At 62.9% G+C, this 21,570-nt stretch carries 10 protein-coding genes and 1 pseudogene; 5 read left to right on the top strand and 6 right to left on the bottom strand.

What is annotated here, in order from left to right; genetic code table 11:
* The 4 genes from HBO23_RS33730 to HBO23_RS33320 form a co-directional block, all read right to left on the bottom strand.
* Positions 1-194: hypothetical protein (locus HBO23_RS33730; RefSeq protein ID WP_222938118.1), on the bottom strand; the 194-nt coding region annotated here is incomplete at its 3' end.
* Entirely contained in the window at positions 172-939 is a 768-nt protein-coding gene (locus HBO23_RS33330) for an N-acetylmuramoyl-L-alanine amidase (protein WP_017134989.1), read from the bottom strand. The genes HBO23_RS33330 and HBO23_RS33730, both read right to left, overlap by 23 nt.
* A gap of 123 nt (positions 940-1,062) precedes the next feature.
* Positions 1,063-2,385, bottom strand: coding sequence for an ATP-binding protein (locus HBO23_RS33325; RefSeq protein ID WP_017134988.1), 1,323 nt, complete (start codon positions 2,383-2,385; stop codon positions 1,063-1,065).
* Positions 2,385-3,065 (bottom strand): response regulator transcription factor, encoded by a 681-nt coding sequence (locus HBO23_RS33320; protein WP_017134987.1) that lies wholly within the window; start codon positions 3,063-3,065, stop codon positions 2,385-2,387. The genes HBO23_RS33325 and HBO23_RS33320 overlap by 1 nt, the downstream gene beginning before the upstream one ends.
* Before the next feature lie 163 nt (positions 3,066-3,228).
* On the opposite strand from HBO23_RS33320, the gene dsbD reads away from it, so the two are divergent.
* The 4 genes and pseudogenes from dsbD to HBO23_RS33300 all read left to right on the top strand — a co-directional run.
* Positions 3,229-4,971 (top strand): protein-disulfide reductase DsbD, encoded by a 1,743-nt coding sequence (dsbD, locus tag HBO23_RS33315; protein ID WP_170040970.1) that lies wholly within the window; start codon positions 3,229-3,231, stop codon positions 4,969-4,971.
* Positions 4,971-5,822, top strand: a complete 852-nt coding sequence (locus HBO23_RS33310) for a TlpA disulfide reductase family protein (protein ID WP_017134985.1) — start codon at positions 4,971-4,973, stop codon at positions 5,820-5,822. Before dsbD ends, HBO23_RS33310 begins: the two co-directional genes overlap by 1 nt.
* Positions 5,798-6,559 (top strand): thiol:disulfide interchange protein DsbG, encoded by a 762-nt coding sequence (gene dsbG / locus HBO23_RS33305; RefSeq protein WP_170040969.1) that lies wholly within the window; start codon positions 5,798-5,800, stop codon positions 6,557-6,559. Before HBO23_RS33310 ends, dsbG begins: the two co-directional genes overlap by 25 nt.
* Before the next feature lie 124 nt (positions 6,560-6,683).
* Positions 6,684-6,791 (top strand): annotated as a pseudogene (locus tag HBO23_RS33300) (thiol:disulfide interchange protein DsbG); the annotation flags it as partial.
* A 116-nt stretch (positions 6,792-6,907) separates the two neighbouring features.
* On the opposite strand, the gene HBO23_RS33295 reads toward HBO23_RS33300, so the two are convergent.
* A complete protein-coding gene (locus HBO23_RS33295) occupies positions 6,908-19,798 on the bottom strand; it encodes a non-ribosomal peptide synthetase (RefSeq protein WP_170040968.1) in 12,891 nt (4,296 codons plus the stop codon).
* 51 nt (positions 19,799-19,849) lie between these two features.
* The gene (locus HBO23_RS33290; protein ID WP_170040967.1) at positions 19,850-20,602 is read right to left on the bottom strand and encodes an alpha/beta fold hydrolase; all 753 of its coding nucleotides are present in this window, start codon (positions 20,600-20,602) and stop codon (positions 19,850-19,852) included.
* Between the two features lie 300 nt (positions 20,603-20,902).
* Here HBO23_RS33290 and HBO23_RS33285 point away from each other — a divergent pair, with 300 nt between their 5' ends.
* On the top strand, positions 20,903-21,454 hold the full coding sequence (locus HBO23_RS33285) for an RNA polymerase factor sigma-70 (protein WP_005789991.1): 552 nt from the start codon (positions 20,903-20,905) through the stop codon (positions 21,452-21,454).
* Positions 21,455-21,570 lie beyond the last annotated feature (116 nt).

The following is a 21,570-nucleotide window of genomic DNA, read 5'->3' as shown; positions in this document are numbered from 1 at the left end:
GCTGGTGCTTGTTTTTCAAACCGTTCTAAAACCTTTTCCCACATAGCTTCGTCGTCCTGACTGAATTGATTAGGGGATTTTAAACCAAGACCTTGAAAGGCATGGCTGTAAGAGCGGAACCATAAGCGGCCGTTACCGCAGCAACGGATATGTACCCCACCAAACAACCACTCAAATCCCTCGATAGCGATCATTCAACGCATACAAAATCGCACACGTCTCCCCATCCAGCACCCCGCAATAATCGCGCGGCCGAAAGTGCATCTGAAACGCCCGCGTCCTCCATTCAAACGCCTGCCGGTTCCAGGCCGGTTTATACCCGCACCGCTGAAATGCCCGCTCCACCTCTACTTCCGGCGGCAACCCAAGACAAAACCGTCGCTGGTACATCCTGCGCGTAGTCTCATCAAACCAGGCGCCGATCCCGGCCTCGAACAAGTACCGCCAAGGCAACCGAGGCCCCGGATCACTCTTGCGCCAATACGCCACATCCGAATGCCCGAGCACATCCAGAGGCCCCACCTGCGGATAACGCCCAAGCATGTCGCGAACCAACGCGATCAACGTATCAACCTGCTCCCGGCCATATTCGGGGAAGGTAAAGACCCCGGCATCATCGCGCGCCAAATTGACGATCTCGATGCCGATCGCACGGCTGTTGAGGTTATCCAGCCCGCCCCAATGGCTAACCCCGGCATGCCAGGCCCGTTTGTCCTCGTCCACCAGGCGAAACACCCGCAGTTCGTCATAACCGGCAGCGCCATAGCTGGGCTCATCAGGGTCAGGAAGCAAATAGTGAGCGCTGACGCCACCTTGTGTCAGGGTACGCAAAGACGACGCAAAGGGCGCCGCGGTGTAATGCAGGATCACCTGCCGCACAGCCTCGCCATTGCGTTGATTAAAATCTTTAGCGGGGAAACTGCTGTCGATCACCAACATAAGAACCGTCCTTTTCAATACAGGCTGAGTCATTCAGCCCGTTCAAACGCAAAAAAATTACCGCCATCCTGAAGGGATCAATTTCAGGCTGGCGGTAATTATTCAGTGCTTGAAGAAAAGTCCTCAGCGTCGCAACGGCATCCCCAGATCGACCCGCAGGCCATCCGGTTGGCTGTCGAATTTCAGCGAGCAGGAGCAGCGCTGCACGATGGCCTGCACGATCGCCAGGCCCAAGCCACAACCCTCGCTGCTGCCATTGCGCCAGAAACGTTGGGTCAGGTATTGCAAGTCTTCGGCAGAAATCTGCTTGCCATGGTCGCGCACGCGAAATACCACGGTGTCGGCGCTGGTGAACACGCTCAGCTCAACGCGAGTGTCACCCGGCGTATGGCGCAGCGCGTTATCCAACAGGTTACGCAAGGCCGCTACCGCCAGGGCCACCGGCATTTCCACCGGCGCTTGCGTGAGGTTGTCCGCCAGGATCAGGTCGATGCGGCGGTTATCGCCGGCATTGGCATCCTGAATCGCCAGCCGCGCCACTTGTTCGGCACTTGATTGCAAGCCATCGTCAAACGACAAGCTGCCCTCGACCCGCGCCAGCAGCAGCAATTGCTCCAGGGTGCGATGCAAGCGGTCGGCGCCCTCTTCGGCGTGGGCCAGGGACTGGTCGCGGGCGGCGCCGTCGGTCATGCGGGCCACTTGCAGGTGGGTCTTGATCGCCGTCAGCGGGCTGCGCAGTTCGTGGGCGGCATCGCCGGTGAGTCGGCGCTCGCGCTCGATGGTCTTGGCAATGCGCTGCAACAGTTGGTTCTGGGTGTCGAGCAGCGGCTTCAACTCGCTGGGCAGTGGGTGAATCTGCAGCGGTTCGAGGGAGTCGGCACTGCGGCGCATCAGGGCATCGCGCATGCGGTTAAGTGGCAACAGGCTTTGGCCGATGCCCAGCCACAGCAGGCACAGGCAGCCCAGCAGGGCTACGCCCACCGGCACCGAGGCCGCCAACAGGATCGACAGGTTCAGCGCCTCACGCTCCACCTGGCGGTCAGCGGTGGTGATCAGCAGGTCGCCACGGGACAACGTGAAGCTGCGCCAGCCCACACCGTCGATAATCTGGTCGCGAAAGCCACTTTTGCGCGACTCCAGGCCTTCATCCGGGGTCATGTGGCTGCGCGCCAGGATTTCCCCGCGCAGGGAGCTGACCTGGCAGGCCATGCCGCCTGGCACGTTCAGTTGTTCAGTGCGCAAATGCGTAGGCGCGCCGCTCACACTGGCCAGGCCCGGCATCTGCTCGGTCAGCCCGGCCACCATGCGCGCCGATGCCACCAGACGCTGGTCGAGGGAAAACATCATCTGGTTGCGCAGATCGTTGAGCATCCAGGCGGCTGCCAGAATCCAGATCAGCACAAAAGCGGCGCCCAACTTGAACGTCAGGCGCAGGCGCAAACTCATCACGACGCGTCCTCTCCCCCATCCGCCGTGCCCAGGCGATAACCCAGGCCGCGCACGGTTTCGACGATGCCGTTGCCCAATTTGCGCCGCAGGTGGTGGATATGCACGTTGAGAGCGTTGCTTTCCAGTTCGTCGTTGAAGCCGTAGACGCTGTCTTTAAGCTGTTCGCTGGACAGCACACGGCCCTTGTTATGCAACAGGGCTTGCAACAAGGCTTGCTCGCGGCGCGACAGGTCGACCGGCTGGCCGGCCAGGAAGGTCTCGCGGCTGCTGGGGTCGTAGGCCAGTTGGCCATGTTCGATCAGGTTGACCCGGCGCCCCGCCACGCGGCGCAACAGGGTTTGCAGGCGTGCGGCAAGTTCACGCAGGTCGAAGGGTTTGAGCAGGTAGTCGTCGGCACCGGCTTGCAGGCCGTCGACACGGTTGGTGACTGAATCGCGCGCGGTAAGGATCAGCACCGGGATTTCCAGGCCCTGGCTGCGCTGTTGTTGCAACAACTTGAGGCCGTCTTCATCGGGCAGGCCGAGGTCGAGCACCATGATGTCGAACGTGGCGGCCTTGAGCATCGCGCGTGCGGCGGCGGCCGAGGCCACGCGCTCGACGGTAAAGCCCTGGGCGCCAAGCCCGGCCACGATGCCGCTGGCGATCAGTTCGTCGTCTTCACAGACCAGTACGTGCATGGTTAACCCTTCATGAAAGATGGGGGAATTAAAGGTTGGGCGGATTAAGCGCCGATTATGCCGTGAAAACCGGCAGGCTCAGTTTAGAATAGCGCCCGGTTAATCATCGGTTAATCAACGCCACACATTGTGTGCCTAACTTGCATCAAACTAAGGCTTGACCATGCGGTATCTGTTTACCTTTCTGCTGGTGTTATTCGCAGGGTTCGCCCAGGCCGCGCCGGGCAATCCATTCGAGAGCAAACCCGACTTCCTGCCGGTGGGCAAAGCGTTCACCTTTACCTCCGAGCGCCTTGAAAGCGGCGAAACCCAGCTGTATTGGCAGATTGCCGATGGTTATTACCTTTATCAGCAACGCATGAAGTTCGACGGGCTGGCGGAAAAACCCGTGCTGCCGCAAGGCGAAGCCCACAGCGATGAATTCTTCGGCGAACAGCAAGTGTACCGCCAGGGCCTGGAAGTGAAGATCCCGGCGGGCGCCACCGGCCAGCTCAAGCTCGGCTGGCAGGGCTGCGCCGATGCCGGCCTGTGCTACCCGCCGCAGTCGATCACTGTAGACCTGGGCGGGCCATCCGTCGCCCCTGCTCCTGCCCTGGCAGCCACTGGTGCTGCCGACGACCAACAGCTCGCAAAATTCCTCGGCGAAAGCAACCTGTTCTGGAGCCTCTTGGCCGTGTTCGGCCTTGGCCTGTTGCTGGCCTTCCTGCCCTGCTCATTACCCATGCTGCCAATTCTCGCCGGCCTGGTGGTCGGCAGCGGCGCCAGCCCACGCCGAGGGTTCGCCCTCGCCGGTAGCTACGTGGTGAGCATGGCACTGGTCTACGCCGCGCTGGGCGTGGCCGCCGCCTTGCTGGGTGGCAACCTGCAAGCCTGGTTGCAACAACCCTGGATTCTGGGCTCTTTCGCCGCGCTGTTTATCCTGCTGTCATTGCCGATGTTCGGTTTCTTCGAGCTGCAACTCCCGGCATTCCTGCGTGACCGTCTCGACAACCTCAGCCGCCAGCAAAGCGGTGGCAGCCTGGTCGGGGCCGGCGTCCTCGGCGCCTTGTCCGGGCTGCTGGTTGGCCCGTGCATGACCGCACCACTGGCGGGCCTGCTGCTGTACATCGCGCAGACCGGTGATGTTGTGTTTGGTGGCCTGGCGCTATTCGCCTTGGGCATTGGCATTGGCGTGCCGCTGCTGCTGTTGGTGACCGTCGGCAACAGCGTGCTGCCCAAGTCCGGCACCTGGATGAACCTGCTCAAGGGTACCTTCGGTTTCCTGTTCTTGGGCACGGCACTGGTGTTGATCCAGCCACTGCTCGGCGATGCTGTTTGGGTCGGCGCGTGGGGCGCGCTGGCGCTATTGGTCGGCTATTGCGGCTGGAAGGTAGCCCCCGATACCGGCCGCGCGGCCATGCTGGTCGGCGCCGGCTCCCTGCTGCTGGGCCTCTGGGGCGGCGCGCTGGTGATCGGCGCGGCAGGCGGCAGTGATGACGTATGGCAGCCGTTGAAGGTCTATAGCGGCACCAGCATCGCAGGCGCACCCAGCGGCCACGAAGCATTCACCAACGTGAACACGTCCGCGGCCTTGCAGAGCCAACTCGACGAAGCCAAGGCCCAGGGCCAGTGGGTGCTGCTCGACTACTACGCCGATTGGTGCAGGTCGTGCAAAATCATGGAAAAAGCCGTGTTCGGCAAACCTGAGGTCATGACCGCCCTGAACGGCGTGCGCCTGCTGCGGGTCGACGTGACGGCAGACAATGCCGCCAGCCGTGAACTGCTGGAACGCTACCAAATTCCCGGGCCGCCGACCTTCATCTGGATCGGCCCCAACGGTGAAGAACGTCGCGCCCAACGCATCACCGGCGAAGTGGATGCCGCCGCCTTCCTGCAACGCTGGACGCAAACCCGAGACGCGCGCTGATGCTGACCCTGACCATCGGTACGTTCGCCATCGCCCTGAATCACATCCTGCTGATCAGCGCGCTGATTCTCGCCACGCTGGTGGGTTGGCGCGTGGCCAAGCGTGGCGGTGAAAACCCCGAATCGGTGCTGTTCAGCCTGTTTTTGCTGGGCATGCTGGTGGCACGCTTGAGTTTTGTACTGATGTACTGGAGCGACTACAGCCACGACCCATTGCAGATAGTCGACCTGCGCGACGGCGGCTTCCTGCCCTGGCCCGGCGTGATTGCACTGGTGCTGGGCGCCGTGTTCTACGGCTGGCGCCGCCCGGCCATGCGCACACCGCTGAGTGCCGGGGTAGTCACGGGCCTGGTGTTCTGGGGCCTGACCAGTGTGTCCCTGAGCCTCTACGACAAGGGCGCACAATTGCCGGACATTACCTTGCGCAACGCCAATGGCGACGTGGTGCAACTGGCCGACTACAAAGGCGGGCCGCTGGTGATCAACCTCTGGGCCACCTGGTGCCCGCCGTGCCGCCGCGAGATGCCGGTGCTGGAGCGTGCGCAACACCAACGCCCGGACGTGACCTTCCTGTTCGTCAACCAGGCCGAAAGCATGCAAAGCGTCAGCACCTTTCTCGCCACCCAGGGCCTGACCCTCGACAACGTGCTGTTTGATGCGAGTGGCCGCCTTGGCCAGGCCGTGGGTTCGATGGCCTTGCCGACTACCCTGTTCTACCAAGCCGATGGGCGCCTGATCAACAGCCACCTGGGCGAGTTGTCCCAGGCCAGCCTGGCCCGAGCCATGGAACCCTTCGACACTGCCCCTGCTGCCACAAGGAAACCGACATGCCAAGACTCCGCCACCTGCTGACCCTGCTGCCGCTGACGCTTGCGGCCACACTGGCCCAGGCCGAAGACTGGCCGGCGCCGATCAAACAGATCGAAGCCAAGGGTGCCAAGATCCTCGGCAAGTTCGACGCGCCCAGCGGCCTCACCGGCTACGCCGCGCAATACCAGAACCGTGGCATGGCCCTGTACCTGACCGCCGACGGCAAAAGTGTGCTGGCCGGCAACCTGTACGACGCCCAAGGCAATGACCTGAGCAACGCGCCACTGGAGAAACTGGTGTACGCGCCGATGGCCAAGGAAGTCTGGGCCAAGATGGAACACAGCAACTGGATCCGGGACGGCGACAAAAACGCGCCGCGCACCGTCTACCTGTTCAGTGACCCCAACTGCCCGTACTGCAACATGTTCTGGGAACAGGCACGCCCGTGGGTCAAGGCCGGCAAGGTGCAATTGCGCCACATCATGGTCGGCATCATTCGCGAAGACAGCCCAGGCAAATCCGCCGCGCTGCTGGCCGCCAAAGACCCGCAAAAAGCCCTGGAAGAACACGAAGCCGCCGGCAAGGGCAGCAAATTGCAGGCACTGGACAAGATCCCGGCGGATATCGAAGCCAAGCTCGATGCCAACATGAAGTTGATGGAAGAGCTGGAACTGTCGGCAACGCCAGCGATTTTCTATCTGGATGACAAGGGTGGCTTGCAGCAACAGCAAGGCGCGCCGTCGCCGGACAAGCTGGTGAAGATTCTCGGGCCTAAATAGCCCATCAGATCGCTCCCTACGCTCTGCGTGGGAATGCCTCAGGTGACGCTCTGCGTCACGCTTTGGGACGCAGAGCGTCCTGGGCTGCATTCCCACGCAGAGCGTGGGAACGATCAGTGAAGCTCTGTCGGCAACGCCAGCGATTTTCTATCTGGATGACAAGGGTGGCTTGCAGCAACAGCAAGGCGCGCCGTCGCCGGACAAGCTGGTGAAGATTCTCGGCCCTAAATAGCCCATCAGATCGTTCCCTACGCTCTGCGTGGGAATGCCTCAGGTGACGCTCTGCGTCACGCTTTGGGACGCAGAGCGTCCTGGGCTGCATCCCACGCAGAGCGTGGGAACGATCAGTTACAAACCCTCCAACTCCGCCATCAGATCACTCAACCGATCGACCTTCTCTGCACTGATCTCATTGGCCGCCAGGCCGTCGATATACTCGGCCAACTCCACCACCGTGCTGCATTCGAACATCGCCCGCAGCGGCACATCCCGTTGCAGGGTTTTCTGCACCCGCGAAGCAATCTGCGTGGCCAGCAATGAATGCCCCCCCAGCTCGAAGAAGTTGTCCTGCACGCCTACCCTTTCGACCTTCAACACCTCAGCCCAAATCGCTGCCAGGGTAGCTTCCAGTTCGTTGCGTGGCGCCAGGTAATCCTGGCTGTGCAACTGGCCAATCTCCAGGGCCGGCAGAGCGTTGCGGTCCAGCTTGCCATTGGCGTTCAGCGGCAGGCGGTCAAGCCATAACCAGTGCAGCGGCACCATGTATTCCGGCAGCTCCGCGCGCAGGCGTTGCTTGATGCGGTCCAGGCGCTCGCCTGGATTCAGCGCTGCATCCGTCGCCACCAGGTAACCCACCAAATGCTTACCGTTGACGCCTTCCTGCACACCCACCGCCGCATCCCGCACATCCGGCTGCTCATGCAGGCGCGCTTCGATTTCACCCAGTTCGATGCGATAACCGCGAATCTTCACCTGATGGTCGATACGCCCGACATATTCCAGCACACCATCACTGCGCCGACGCGCCAGGTCGCCGGTGCGGTAGAGCCGCTCGCCCGGCGCGCCAAACGGGTTCGGGACAAACACCTGGGCGGTACGCAATGGGTCGCTGACATAACCACGCCCTACGCCCGTACCTGCCACACACAATTCGCCCACCGCACCTTGCGGCACCAGCTCCAGCAGACCATCAAGCAGGTACAAGCGGTTGTTATCGGTTGGCGTGCCAATCGGCAGATACGTGCCACGGGTCGACGCCAGGTCAACACGGAAGAACGCCACGTCATCCGAACACTCCGCCGGGCCATAAGCATTGACCAAACCAATCTGCGGGTAACGCAGCAACCACTGGTGCGCCAGCTCCGGCGGCATCGCTTCACCCGTCGGCAGCATCCAGCGCAAGCCATCCAGGCTCATGCGCTCCTGGGTCAGCATGCCCTGGATCAGTGACGGCACGCTCTCCAGCACGGTAATACCTTGGGCCTGCACGTGCGCCAACAAACCCTGCGGGTCATGGGCGATGGTGTTCGGCACAATATCCACCCGCGCGCCAAACAGCGGCGCGGCGAGGAACTGCCACACAGAAATATCGAAGCTCTGCGAAGCGGTCTGCGCGATCACATCTGTCTCGCTCAGTTGCAGATACGGCACCTTGCTCAACTGGTTATTGAGCATGCCGCGCTGTTCCACCATCACACCTTTGGGCAAACCCGTGGAGCCAGAGGTGTAGATCACATAGGCGAGGTTATCCGGCGTGCTGTAGATGCCTGGGTTTTCGCCACGGCCGGGCACTTCTTCCCATACCAGCAACTGGCAGTCGGTGCCGTCCAGCAATTCAATCGCCTGCTCGCGGCACGCCTCGGTGCACACCAGCAACGGCGTGCGGCTCAGGTCGATGATGCGGCTCAGCCGCTGGCTTGGCAGGCCAGGATCCAGCGGCAAGTAACCGGCACCGGCCTTGAAGCTGCCGATGATCATGCCGAGCAAATCCAGGTTACGCTCGGCCAGCAGCGCCACCGGCTGATCCAGCCCGACACCGGCCTCGATCAGCGCGTAGCCCAGGCCGTTGCTGCGACGGTTCAATTCATCGTAGGTCCATTGCTGGTCGAGGCAACTGGCGGCGATGCGCTGCGGATGTTGCGCCACCTGCACTTCGAACAACTCGACATAGCTGCGTTCCAGCGGGTAGTCATGCTCACTCTGGTTACAGCCGTCGACCAGGAACGCACGCTCCTGCTCGCCGATCAGCGGCAAGTCCGCCATGTCGCCATGGAAGCCCTGCACCAACGCCAGCAGCAGGCGCTTGAACTCGCCCAGCATGCCTTGCACGGTGGTTTCATCGAAATAACGCTGGTCGTAGGACAGGTGCAAGCCGAGGTCATCGCCCGGATAACACACGGCCGTCAGCGGGAAGTTGGTGTGGGTGCGGCCGGAGTCCGAGGTGGCATTCAGGCTTTGCGCACGGTCCAGCACCGAGACTTCCACCGGTGCGTTTTCAAACACGAACAGGCTGTCGAACAGCGGCTGGCCTTTAGGCAATTCGCTGTGTTCCTGGATAGTCACCAGCGGCAGGTATTCGTATTCGCGCAGTTGCATATTGCTGTCGAGCAAGCCGCTCAGCCACTGACGCACACTGCAAGTCTGGTCGTCTTCCGGCAGTTTCACCCGCAGCGCGATGCTGTTGATGAACAGGCCCACGGTGCGTTGCATCTCGGGCATTTCCACTGGGCGCCCAGCCACCGTCACGCCGAACAACACGTCTCGATCACCGCTCAAACGCCGCAGCACCAAGGCCCACGCCGCTTGGGCGAAGGTGTTGACGGTGAGTTGATGGGCCTGGGCCAATTCGCGCAATTGCGCACCGTCGCGGGCATCCAGGCGGGTGTAGCAATCGCCTACCACCATGCCGCCGCTGTGGCCTGCGTGTTCACGCAGGAATGGCCGGTCGCTCGGGATCGGCGTGGTGCGCTCGAACCCTTGCAGGTTCTGTTGCCACCACTGGCGCGCTTCATTGAGGTTCTGGCGTTGCAGCCAGGCGATGTAATCGCGGTAGCGCGGCGGCGTGGCCAATTGTGCATCGCGGCCCTCGCCCAAGGCCATGTAGATGTCGAAGAAATCATTCATCAGCAACGAGCGGCACCAGGCATCGATCAGGATGTGGTGGTTGCTCATCATGAACCAGTAGCGCGCCTCGCCCACGCGGATCAGCCGCAGGTGGAACGGCGCCTGGTTGAGCAGATCAAAACCGGCCTCGCGCTCGGCCTTGAGCAAGGCTTGCAGACGCGGCTCCTGCTCGGCTTCGGGGTCATGGCTCCAATCCAGATACTCAATCGGCGTGCTGCCCGGCTTGTGGATCACCTGCAGCATGTCCTCGCCGACGTTCCAGCAGAACGACGCACGCAAGGCTTCATGCCGGGCGATCACCGCCTGCCAGGCCTGGGCGAAACGCTCGGGGTCGAGGGCGCTGTTGATGCGGTAGCGGTCCTGCATGTAGTAGAGGCCGGTGCCCGGCTCCAGCAAGGTGTGCAGCAGCAGGCCTTCCTGCATTGGCGTCAGCGGGTAGACGTCTTCGATGACGTTGGCCGGCACCGGCAGGCTGTCGAGCTGCGATTGAGTCAGGTGCGCCAACGGGAAGTCGGACGGCGTAAGGCCACCCGCCTCGTCGTTGAGGCAATGCGCGATCAGGCTTTGCAGCTCGCTCAAGTACCCATCCGCCAGTTCACGGATGGTCTGTGGGTCATGGCGCTCACGGCTGAAGGTCCAGCGCAGCAGCAACTCACCGCCGTACACCTGGCTGTCGACACTCAGCTCGTTGGGCAGCGGCGCATCCGGGTCGTGGGCCAGGCCCGCCGATTCATCCAGCGGGTGGAACAGTGCATCGGCGCCGAAGCTCTGGTCGAACTGGCCGAGGTAGTTGAAGGTGATCTGCGCCGTTGGCAATGCAGCCATGGTCTGTTTGCACTGATCGTCCGCCAGGTAACGCAGCACGCCATAACCCAGGCCTTTGTGCGGCACGCCGCGCAGTTGTTCCTTGATGGCCTTGATCGAGTCGCCCTGCCCGGCTTGCGGTGTCAGGCGCAACGGGTAAGCACTGGTGAACCAGCCGACGCTGCGGGTCAGGTCGATTTCATCGAACAGGGTTTCACGGCCATGGCCTTCCAGTTGGATCAAGGTCGAGGCGTGCCCCGTCCAGCGGCACAGCACGCGGGCCAAGGCGGTCAGCAGCAGGTCGTTGACTTGGGTGCGATACGCGCTCGGCGCCTGTTGCAGCAACTGTCGGGTATGGTCGGCACCCAGGCGCACGCTGACGGTCTCAGCCTCGCCATTGCGCAGTGAACCCTGTGGACGCGCCACTGGCAATTCCACCGCAGGACCGGCCAGTTGGTCTTGCCACAGGCTCAACTCTTCGCGCAGGGATTCGCTGCCGGCATAAGCGCGCAGACGCGCGGCCCAATCGCGCAATGCGCTGGTCTTGGCGGGCAGGCTGACGGACTGGCCGTCGCTCAACTGGCGGTAAACCGTTTGCAGGTCCTCCAGCAGTACGCGCCACGACACGCCGTCTACCACCAGGTGATGAATCACAATCAGCAGGCGTTGCTGGCCTTGCGGGCCGTCCACCAGCAAGGCGCGCAACAGCGGGCCATGCTCAAGGTCGAGGCTGCGTTGGGTGTCAGTGAACAGCTCAGTGCAGGCCTGCATATCGCGCACTTGCGCCTGCATCAGCACACCGCCTTGGGGCACGGCCAGGTGCTCGGCATGCCAGTGTGCGTCGCGCGTGGAGAAGCTCAGGCGCAAGGCGTCGTGATGCTCCAGCACCGCCAGCAGTGCTTGCTCCAGGCGATGGGGCTCCAGCAATTGCAGCGGCTTGAGCAGCAATGCCTGGTTCCAGTGCTGACGGTTGGGGATCTCGGTATCAAAGAACCAATGCTGGATCGGCGTCAGGCCCGAGCTGCCGGTGAGCAGCCCCTGCTCGGCTGTCACTTGCTCGGAGCGCGTAGCCACGGCGGCCAGGGTTTGCACGGTCTGGTGCTGGAACAAATCCCGTGGGCTGAAATGAATCCCGGCCTGCCGCGCACGGCTGACCACCTGGATCGACAGGATCGAGTCACCGCCCAATTCAAAGAAGTTATCGTCCAGGCCGACTTGCTGCACGTTCAACACTGCGCACCAAATGGCCGCCAGGCTTTGCTCCAGCTCATTGCGTGGCGCCACATAGGTTTGGCGATTGGCCGCAGGATCCGGCTGCGGCAAGGCGCGGCGGTCGAGCTTGCCGTTGGCGGTCAGCGGCATGCTGTCGAGCACGATCAGGTGCGCGGGCACCATGTAGTCCGGCAGTTGCGCCTTGAGGTGCGCCTTGAGTGCATCACGCAAGGCGGCAGGGTCGGCGTCGCTGACCAGATACGCCGCCAGCTGTTTACCACTGGGTAAATCCAGCGCGAGCACCACTGTTTCGCGCACGGCTGCGTGCTCCAGCAGGCGCGTTTCGATTTCACCCAGCTCGATGCGGAAACCGCGAATCTTCACTTGATGGTCGATACGGCCCAGGTACTCCACCAACCCATCGGCGCGTTGGCGCACCAGGTCGCCGGTGCGGTACAAACGGCCGCCATTTACCGCGAACGGATCAGCGACAAACCGCTCGGCCGTCATGCCAGGACGTTCGTGATAACCCTGGGCCAGACCGGCGCCGCCCACATACAACTCACCCGTCGCGCCTTGGGGCACCAGCGCCAGATCGGCGTCGAGAATGTAGGCCACGCGAGCGCCGATGATGCTGCCGATCGGCACGCTGGCGACGCCTTCTTCCAACACGTGCGGCGCCAGGCTGGCCAGCGGCATCACCACGGTTTCGGTCGGGCCATAGGCGTTGAAAAATAGCTCGGGCTGGAACACCGCACGAATCCGCTGCAAGTGTTCGCCGGTCAGCGCCTCGCCGCCGGTGATGCACATGCGCACCGGCAAAGTCTGTTGCCGGGTCGCCAGCCATTGCGCCAATTGGCTGCCGTAGCTTGGCGTGAAGCCGAGGATATTGATGCCATGGGCACGGATCAGCGCGCAGATTTCTTCGGCATCCCATTGGCCTTGAGCGCGCAACACCACCTGCGCACCGCTGAGCAACGGCACCAGTAAACGCTCGGTGGCGGCGTCGAAGTTGATGGAGTAGAAGTGCAGCTCGCAATCATCCGCGCGCATGCCAAAGCGCTCGATCACCGCCTGGCAATGCATGGCGATTTCGCCGTGGGACACCACCACGCCTTTCGGTTTGCCAGTGGAGCCGGAGGTGTAGATCAGGTACGCCTGATGTTGCGGCAGGCTGATAAAGGGCGGCTCGGCGGCAGGGTAATTGGCCAACACCGGCAAGTCATCTTCCAGGCACCAGCACGCGACCGTCGCCGGCAATTCACCGAGGGCTTCGAACATCGCCGCATCACTGAGCAGCAGGCCGATACCACTGTCTTCGATCATGTAGTGCAGGCGGTCGAGCGGGTATTCCGGGTCCAGCGGCACATAAGCGCCGCCGGCCTTGAGGATCGCCAGCAGGCCGATGACCATTTCCAGCGAGCGCGGCAGCGCCAGGCCGACCCGCACCTGCGGGCCAACGCCGCGCTCACGCAGCATCCAGGCCAGGCGGTTGGCGCGCTCATCCAGTTCGCGATAACTGAGCGTGACCCCGGCAAAGGTCAACGCCGCTGCATCGGGGCGGGCCAATGCTTGTTGGCTGAACAGCGGGTGAATGCACTGATCCAGACGGTGTTCACCCGCTTCGATACCCAGGCTGCTCTGCAAGGCGCGCTGCTCAGTGGCCGTCAGCAAGGGCAACTCGCTCAGACGCTGTTGCGGGTTGGCGATCAACGCTTCCAACAGGTTTTGCCAATGTGCGGCCATCCGCGCAATACGCGGCTGGTCGAACAAGTCGGTGCTGTAGGTCAGGCAGCAACCCAGCCGATGGTCGAGGTCGGTGACTTCCAGGTTGAGGTCGAACTTGGTCGCCCGCGCATCGTTGACCAGGTATTCGACGCTCATGCCCGCCAGTTGGCGGCTCTGCTGGAATTCCCAGCGCTGCACGTTGCACATCACCTGGAACAGCGGGTTATATGCCGCGCTGCGCGATGGTTGCAGGGCTTCCACCAGATGATCGAATGGCAGGTCCTGGTGAGACTGGCCTTCGATCACGGTATGGCGCACCTGCTCGAACAACTCGGCCACATTCATCTGCCCATTGAGCTGGCAACGCAGCACCTGGGTGTTGAGGAATGCGCCGATCAGCCCTTCGCTTTCCGGGCGAATGCGGTTGGCCACCGGTGCGCCGATGCGCAGGTCGGTCTGGCCGCTGTAGCGGTAGAGCAGCACCGCCAGGGTGGCGGTCATGGTCATGAACAACGTCAGGCCACGTTCGGCGTTAAAGGCGCGCACGCGAGCGGCCAAGTCATCGCTCAGGTCAAAGCGGTACAGCTCGCCCTGATGGCTTTGCACCGGCGGCCGTGGGCGGTCGGCGGGCAGTTCGAGCAAAGGATGCTCATGGCCCAGTTGCGCAGTCCAGTAGTCCAGTTGGCGTTGGCGCTCGCCAGCCTCCAGCCACTGGCGCTGCCACACGCTGTAGTCGAGGTATTGCACCGCCAGCGGCGCCAGCGGCGAGTCGCGTTCGTCGATAAACGCCTCGTACAGCGCGCCGAGCTCACGGGCGAAGATGTCCATGGCCCAGCCTTCGGTGACGATATGGTGCAGGGTCAGCACGAAGTAGTGCTCTTGCTCGCCGGCCTTGACCACGCAGGCCCGCAACAGCGGCCCGGTTTCCAGGTTGAACGGCGTGTGAGCTTCCTGATCGGCGAAATCTTGCAGGCGCTGCTGACGCTCGGTTTCATTGAGCGCGGAGAAATCCTGCCAGCCCATGCGCATGCCGGTTTGCGGCGAGACCTTTTGGTACGCCACGCCATCGACGCTCGGGAAGGTGGTGCGCAGGGTTTCGTGACGCATGATCAAGGCTTGCAACGCCGCCTCAAAACGCCCCACATCCAGCACGCCGCGCAGACGCGCCATGCCGCCGACGTTGTAGGCCGGGCTGTCGGGCTCCATCTGCCAGAGGAACCACATGCGCTGCTGGGAATAGGACAGCGGCACCGGCGCGCTGCGGTCGACCCGGGCGATAGCGGTTTGCTGATTGCGTTGGCCCGAAGCCTGGATCGCGCCCACTTGCTCGGAAAACGCACCCAGCTCGCTGGCTTCGAACAAGCTGCGCAACGGCAACTCGACGTCGCAGGCCTGGCGGGTGCGGGAGATGATTTGCGTGGCCAGCAACGAGTGGCCGCCGAGGGCGAAAAAGTCGTCGCGCAGGCCAATACGTGGCAAGCCCAGCACTTCGCGCCAGATCGCGGCAATCTGCTGCTGCAACGGCGTTGCAGGCTCGATGTGCTCGCGGGTTTGCCACACAGGCTCTGGTAATGCGCGGCGGTCGAGTTTGCCGCTGGGGCTCAGGGGCATGGCGTCCAGACGCATCAGCAAGGCGGGCACCATGTACTCCGGCAGCTCGGCGGCCAAGGCGGTTTTTACCTCCTGCTCGGTAAGCTTCGCAGGCGCGGTGTAGTAACCGATCAACTGCGCATCACGCACCAGCACCACGGCTTGGGCGATGCCGTCCAGCGCCAGCATCCGTGCTTCGATTTCTTCAGGCTCCACACGGAACCCACGCAGCTTGACCTGCTGATCAAGGCGGCCCAGGTATTCGAGCACGCCATCTGCGCTCCAACGCACACGGTCACCGGTGCGATACAGGCGTGTGCCGGGTGCGCCCAACGGGTCAGCCACAAATCGCTCGGCGGTCAGCCCGGCGCGACCAAGATAACCGCGCGCCAGGCCGATGCCGCCGATACACAGTTCGCCCGGCACACCGGCCGGTAATGGGTTGAGTTGCTCATCCAGCACGCGGCAGATCACATTGCCCAGCGGCCGGCCGATGGGCGAGCGTTCGCCATCCGCAACCTGGCAATGCCAGTGGGTCACGTTGATCGCGGTTTCAGTCGGGCCATACCGGTTGTGCAGTTGCACCGCCGGCAGCTGCGCCAATACGCGGTTACGCAGCTCGGCAGGCAAGGCTTCACCGCCGGAGAACAGACGCCGCAGGCTGGTGCACTCAGTCACCAACGGCTCATCGATAAACAGCTGCAGCAGCGGCGGCACAAAGTGCAGCGTGGTCACGCCGTGTTCCTGTACCAGCTGCGCAATGCGATGCGGATCGCGATGTTCGCCAGGGCCGGCCAGCACCAGGCGGCAGCCGCTGATCAGTGGCCAGAAGCACTCCCACACCGACACGTCAAAGCTGATCGGCGCCTTTTGCATCAGCACATCGGTGTCGTTGAGTTGATAGGTGGCCTGCATCCACTGCAAGCGCTCGGCGAGGGCCGCATGGGTATTGCCCACGCCTTTGGGCTGGCCGGTGGAGCCGGAGGTGTAGATCACGTAGGCGAGGTTGTCTCCATTCAAGTGCAGGCCCGGCGCCTGGGTCGGCCAGCTGTCCAGGTGCAGGCTGTCCATGGCGATCACGCACACGCCCTCGGTGGCCGGCAGCAGTTCAAGCAGTGAGGTTTGGCTCAGCAGCAGGTGCACGCCGCTGTCCTTGAGCATGTAGGCCAGGCGGTCGGCGGGGTAATCCGGATCGAGCGGCACATAGGCGCCACCGGCCTTGATGATTGCCAACAGGCCAATCAGCAGCTGCGGCGAACGCTCGGCGGCGATGGCCACGCACACATCCGGGCCGACGCCCTTGTCACGCAGGTAGTGGGCCAGGCGGTTGGCCTGGGTGTGCAGTTGGGCGAAGGTCAGGCTGCCGCCTTGCCAGACCAGTGCGGCGTTGTCAGAGATCTGTTGGCTGAGCAGCTCGGGCAGCCACTGCCGGGCCGGGGCACACGGGGCTTCGCTCCATGGCTGCTGCTCGTCTGTGTGCATCAGCTTGAGGTCGCCGATGGCTTGCTCCGGCTGCTCGCACACCGCGTGCAGCAGGTTGATGAAGTGCTCGGCGAGGCGCTGGATGGTCGCGCTGTCGAACAGCTCATCGGCGTAGTCGAACGCCAGGCTCAAACGCCCGTTGCGGTCTTCTTCAGTGTGCAGTTGCAGGTCGAACTTGGCTTCGCGACTGTGCCATGGCAGCTCATCGGCAAGCATGCCCGGCAAGCGGCGCAAGGCGCTCAAGTCGCGCTGCTGGTGGTTGAACATAACCTGGAACAGGCCTTGTTCGCGGGCCTGGGGGAAGGCTTCCAGCAATTGTTCGAAGGGCAGGTCCTGGTGAGCCTGAGCGCCCAGCGCAGCCTGGCGCGTGGCAGCCAACAGCTGATTGAATGGCAGGCGCCCGTCCAGCTCAACGCGCAACACCAAGGTGTTGATGAAGAAGCCAATCAGGCCTTGGGTTTCCTGGCGTGGGCGATTGGCGTTGGGCACGCCGATGCGAATATCGCGCTGGCCGCTGTAGCGGTAGAGCAGGCTCTGGAACGCCGCCAGCAACAGCATGAACGGTGTGGACTCATGGGCTTGAGCGGCATGGCGAATGGCTTCGCTGAGCGCTGCGTTCAAGCGCACGCTATGGCGCGAGGCACTGTGGGTGTGCTGCGCAGCGCGTGGATGGTCGGTGGCCAGGCTCAGGGCCGGGTGCTCATCACCCAATTGCGCCTGCCAATAGGCCAATTGCCGCTGGCCTTCGCCTTCGACCAGCCATTGACGCTGCCAACTGCCGTAGTCGGCGTATTGCAGGGCCAGTGGCGGCAGTTCCAGGGTTTGGCCTTGGGTTGCGGCGGCATACAGACGCGAGAATTCGTCGATCAGAATGTTCAGCGACCAACCGTCGGCGATGATGTGATGCAAGGTCACCAGCAGTTGGTGATCTTCATCGTCCAGGCGCACCAGCGTCACCCACAGCAACGGGCCTTTTTCCAGGTCGAACTGGGTGCGCGCTTCGTCTTCGCGGATCTGCTGCGCGCGGGCTTCGCGTTCGGCGGTTGGCAGGTCGCTGAGGTCGATCACTTGCAGCTCGAAACCGGTGTTGGCCTCGACGCGCTGGAAGGCTTGGCCATCGCGTTCATAGAAGCGCGTGCGCAGGGCTTCGTGGCGCTGGATCAATTGCTGGAAGCTCGTGCGCACTGCATCTTCGTCCAGCTCGCCGCGCAAACGCAGGGCGCCGGGAATGGTGTAGGCGCTGCTGTGCGGGTCCAGTTGCCAGGTGATCCACAGGCGGTTCTGTGCCAGGGATTGCGGCAAGTCTGCCTGGCGTGACAAGGCCTGGATCGCGCCTTGGGCAATGCCGCCGTCTTGCTGCAACTGCGCCACATTGGCGGCGAACGCCGAAAGCGTCGGCGCCTCGAACAGCAGGCGCAGGTTCAGCTCCAGGCCCAGGCTTTCACGCAGGCGCGCGACCACCTGGGTGGCGGTGATGGAGTTGCCGCCGAGCAGGAAGAAGTGGTCATCGGCCGCCACGGTTGCGACCTGCAACTGCTCGCACCAGATCGCTGCAATCTGCTTTTGCAGCTCGGATTCAAGCAGCGCGTCACTGGCCTGGGCTTGCAGATTCGGGAACTGCGCATAGCTGTCGAGGCTGCCATCGGCATGACGAAGCGCGCAGGCCGAACGCTGCACCTTGCCGCTGGAGGTCTTGGGCAACGCGCCGGGGTTGAGCAGTACCACCACGCTCGGGGCTTCTTGATAGGCCTCGGCCACGGCTTGGCGAATCGCCTTGATCAAGGCCTCCGGCGGCAGGATTTTCTGCACGCTGCGGCTGATTTCTGCGGCGATGCCGATGCCTTCCAGGCCTTGGTGATTCACGGCAAACGCCGCTACCCGACCCTTGCGCACCACTTCGACTTCGCGCTCGACGGTCTGCTCGATGTCCTGCGGATACAGGTTGTGGCCGCGCACGATCAGCAGGTCTTTGAGGCGACCGGTGATGTACACCTCGCCGTCGCGGATAAAGCCCAGGTCGCCGGTGCGCAGCCAGGTGCGCCCCGCGTGTTGTACAAAGGTCTTGGCGCTGGCCTCGGGGTTGCGCCAGTAGCCGTGGGCGATGCTGGGGCCGGCGGCCCAGAGTTCGCCGACACGGTTGTCGGGCAATTCGGTGAGGGTGTGCGGATCGGCGATCAGCACCGCGTGTTCCGGCTGGCTCGTGCCGCAACTCATGATCGCGCTGCCCTGCCCCGGTTCAGCGCGGTTGGCGGCCAGCGCCTGCTCATCCACACGCAACGCGGGGATGCCTTGACCACGGGTGCCACCGGCGACAAACAACGTCGCCTCGGCCAGCCCGTAGGAGGCGAAGAAATTATTCGAGGTGAAACCACAAACGGCAAACTTCTCGGCGAAACGTTCCAGGGTGTCGAGGCGGATCGGCTCGGAGCCCGAATACGCCACGCGCCACTTGCTCAAGTCCAGGCGTTCCAGCGCGGTTTCACTGACCCGCTCGCTGCACAGGCGATAGGCGAAATCCGGCCCGCCGCTGATGGTGCCACCGTATTCGCTGATCGCTTCCAGCCAGCGCAATGGCCGGCCGAGGAAGTACGCCGGCGACATCAACACACAGGGCACGCCACTGAAGATCGGTTGCAGCAAGCCGCCGATCAGGCCCATGTCGTGGTACAGCGGCAGCCAGCTGACGATTACATCATTCGGGTTCAGATCAATGCCGAAGCCGCGACGGATCAGCACTTCGTTGGCCACCAGGTTGCCGTGGCTGACTTGCACGCCCTTGGGTAGCGCGGTGGAGCCGGAGGTGTATTGCAGGAAGGCGATGTCGTCCGCTTGCAGCGCGGGCTCGACCCAATTGCCGGCGGTCTGCAGGGTATCGACGCTCAATACCGGCGGCGCGTTCTCGATCTGCGCCAGGCCGTCGGCGAGGCTGGCGATGGTCAGCAGCAGGCGCGGCTCGGCATCGCTGATGATCGACAGCAGCCGCTCCTGATGATGGCGCTTGGTCGACTCCGGCGGATAGGCCGGCACCGCGATGACCCCGGCGTACAGGCAACCAAAGAACGCCGCGACGTAATCCGGGCCGCTGGGGAACAGCAGCACCGCACGGTCGCCCAATGCCGCATTGGCCTGCAAGGCGGCGGCGATGGTGCGGGCGCGCTGGTCTAGGTCGCGGTAACTGAGCACAACGCTGTCGGCGGCGGATTCGGCCAGGAAGCGCAGGGCCACCTGGTCCGGGGTCTGCGCGGCGCGGTGTTGAAGGGACTGGACCAGGGTGCGGGGAAGTTCGAAGGCGTCCATCATGGGGTTCCTGCCTGAAATCGGCTTACGGGAAAATCGGGAATTAGGGCCGTGCTAAACGGCAGCCAGTTGGCGCGCCGCATCATTGCGCCAGCGGGCCAGGTGCTCGTCGGCATAGCGGCGCAGGCAGCGCAGCACCGCGCTTTCGTGCTGCACGAGGAAGAAGTGGTGGCCGTCGAACATATCCAGGGAGAAGCCGCTGGCGGCATCCAGTTGCCAGTCGAGCAACTGGTCGGCGCGCACACTGTCCTGCTTGCCGCCAAACACATGGATCGGCATGCCCAGTGGCGCGCGCTCGCCATAGGTGAAGCTGCCGCACAGCAGGAAGTCGGCGCGCAGAATCGGCAGCATCAACTGCATCAATTCCGGGTTGCACAGCGCCTCTTCGGCGGTGCCCTGCAGTTCGCGCAGGCGGGCGATCAGTTGTTCATCGGTCTTTTCGATGGCGTATTCGCTCACATCGCGGCGCGCCGGGCCGGCGGTACCGGAAGCAAATAACGCCAGCGGCGCAGGCAGATTGCGTGCTTTCAATGCATGCGCCAGTTCAAATGCCAGCAGGCCGCCCAGGCTGTGGCCGAACAAGGCATAGGGGCTGCCCAGGTCACGACCGATCTCGTCGGCAAGCTGCGCGGCCAAGGTTTTGATATCGCGCTGCAACGGCTCATCCATGCGCATGCCGCGACCCGGCAATTCCAGCGGGCACACCTGCAACCAGTCAGGCAGCGCCCGGCGCCAGCGCACATAGACCATCGCGCTGGCACCCGAGTAGGGCAGGCAGAACATGCGCAATCGCATGGAAACGCTCATTGGTCGCGGTCTCCAAACTGAAAAACGCTGCCTGCACGATAAAAACCCATTTCGCCCTCCTGCGGGTGCTGATCCTTGGCCGTTGGCTAACGGGCCTGTCACCCAGAAGAACGGACGGCCCGGGCAAATAATTAGTCGCCGGGAGCGAGGGAGGCGTAGTTCACAGCGAACAAGAAAGCATAAGATTAGTTCGTCTTCTCATTTGACAATCATTATCATTAAGCATAATTTGTTGCCCGATGTGTAGGAGGCCTCAGCAAGGACGCCCTCCCCTAACTCTTTCGCGACAAGGTGATTTCCATGACGGAACAAGTATCCACAGGCAGGTGCGACTCACCCCTTTTGCAGGCATTCGTCGACAATCGACTTATTTTGGTGAAGATCGCCGCCCGGATTACCGGTTGCCGCTCGCGCGCCGAAGACGTCGTGCAGGACGCCTACTTTCGGCTGCAATCAGCGCCAACCATCACCTCGTCGTTCAAGGCTCAATTGAGTTATCTGTTCCAGATCGTGCGCAACCTGGCGATCGACCACTACCGCAAGCAGGCCCTGGAGCTCAAATATTCAGGGACGGAAGAGGAAGGCTTGAATGTGGTCATTCACGGCGCTTCACCGGAAACTTCGCATATCAACTTCAACACCCTGGAAAACATCGCTGACGCCCTGACGGAGTTGCCCCAGCGCACCCGCTATGCGTTCGAGATGTACCGCCTGCACGGCGTGCCGCAAAAGGACATCGCCAAGGAGCTGGGCGTTTCCCCAACCCTGGTGAACTTCATGATTCGCGATGCCCTGGTGCATTGCCGCAAGGTGTCGGGCAGCCATAGCGATACGTTTGCACGCAGGGTGTGAAGCTGTAGAGATATGTGGCGAGCAGGCTTGCCCTGCGTTGGGGCGCGAAGCGGCCCTAAAACCGGACACTCGGTCCTAATTGAAAGAGCGCGGTGGCCTTACTGGGGCCGCTTCGC

The sequence above is a fragment of the Pseudomonas sp. WS 5532 genome (genome assembly GCF_012985445.1).
Taxonomy (GTDB): Bacteria; Pseudomonadota; Gammaproteobacteria; order Pseudomonadales; family Pseudomonadaceae; genus Aquipseudomonas; species Aquipseudomonas edaphica.
The sequence above is the reverse complement of the archived record's forward strand: the minus strand, read 5'-3'. Positions and strand labels throughout refer to the sequence as shown.

Excerpts from the sequence above, each read along its gene's own strand:
- HBO23_RS33295 (WP_170040968.1), bottom strand. The coding sequence starts at position 19,798 with ATGATGGACGCCTTCGAACTTCCCCGCACCCTGGTCCAGTCCCTTCAA.
- HBO23_RS33330 (WP_017134989.1), bottom strand. The coding sequence starts at position 939 with ATGTTGGTGATCGACAGCAGTTTCCCCGCTAAAGATTTTAATCAACGC.
- dsbG (WP_170040969.1), top strand. The coding sequence starts at position 5,798 with ATGCCAAGACTCCGCCACCTGCTGACCCTGCTGCCGCTGACGCTTGCG.
- HBO23_RS33290 (WP_170040967.1), bottom strand. The coding sequence starts at position 20,602 with ATGAGCGTTTCCATGCGATTGCGCATGTTCTGCCTGCCCTACTCGGGT.
- HBO23_RS33310 (WP_017134985.1), top strand. The coding sequence starts at position 4,971 with ATGCTGACCCTGACCATCGGTACGTTCGCCATCGCCCTGAATCACATC.
- HBO23_RS33285 (WP_005789991.1), top strand. The coding sequence starts at position 20,903 with ATGACGGAACAAGTATCCACAGGCAGGTGCGACTCACCCCTTTTGCAG.
- dsbD (WP_170040970.1), top strand. The coding sequence starts at position 3,229 with ATGCGGTATCTGTTTACCTTTCTGCTGGTGTTATTCGCAGGGTTCGCC.
- HBO23_RS33325 (WP_017134988.1), bottom strand. The coding sequence starts at position 2,385 with ATGAGTTTGCGCCTGCGCCTGACGTTCAAGTTGGGCGCCGCTTTTGTG.
- HBO23_RS33320 (WP_017134987.1), bottom strand. The coding sequence starts at position 3,065 with ATGCACGTACTGGTCTGTGAAGACGACGAACTGATCGCCAGCGGCATC.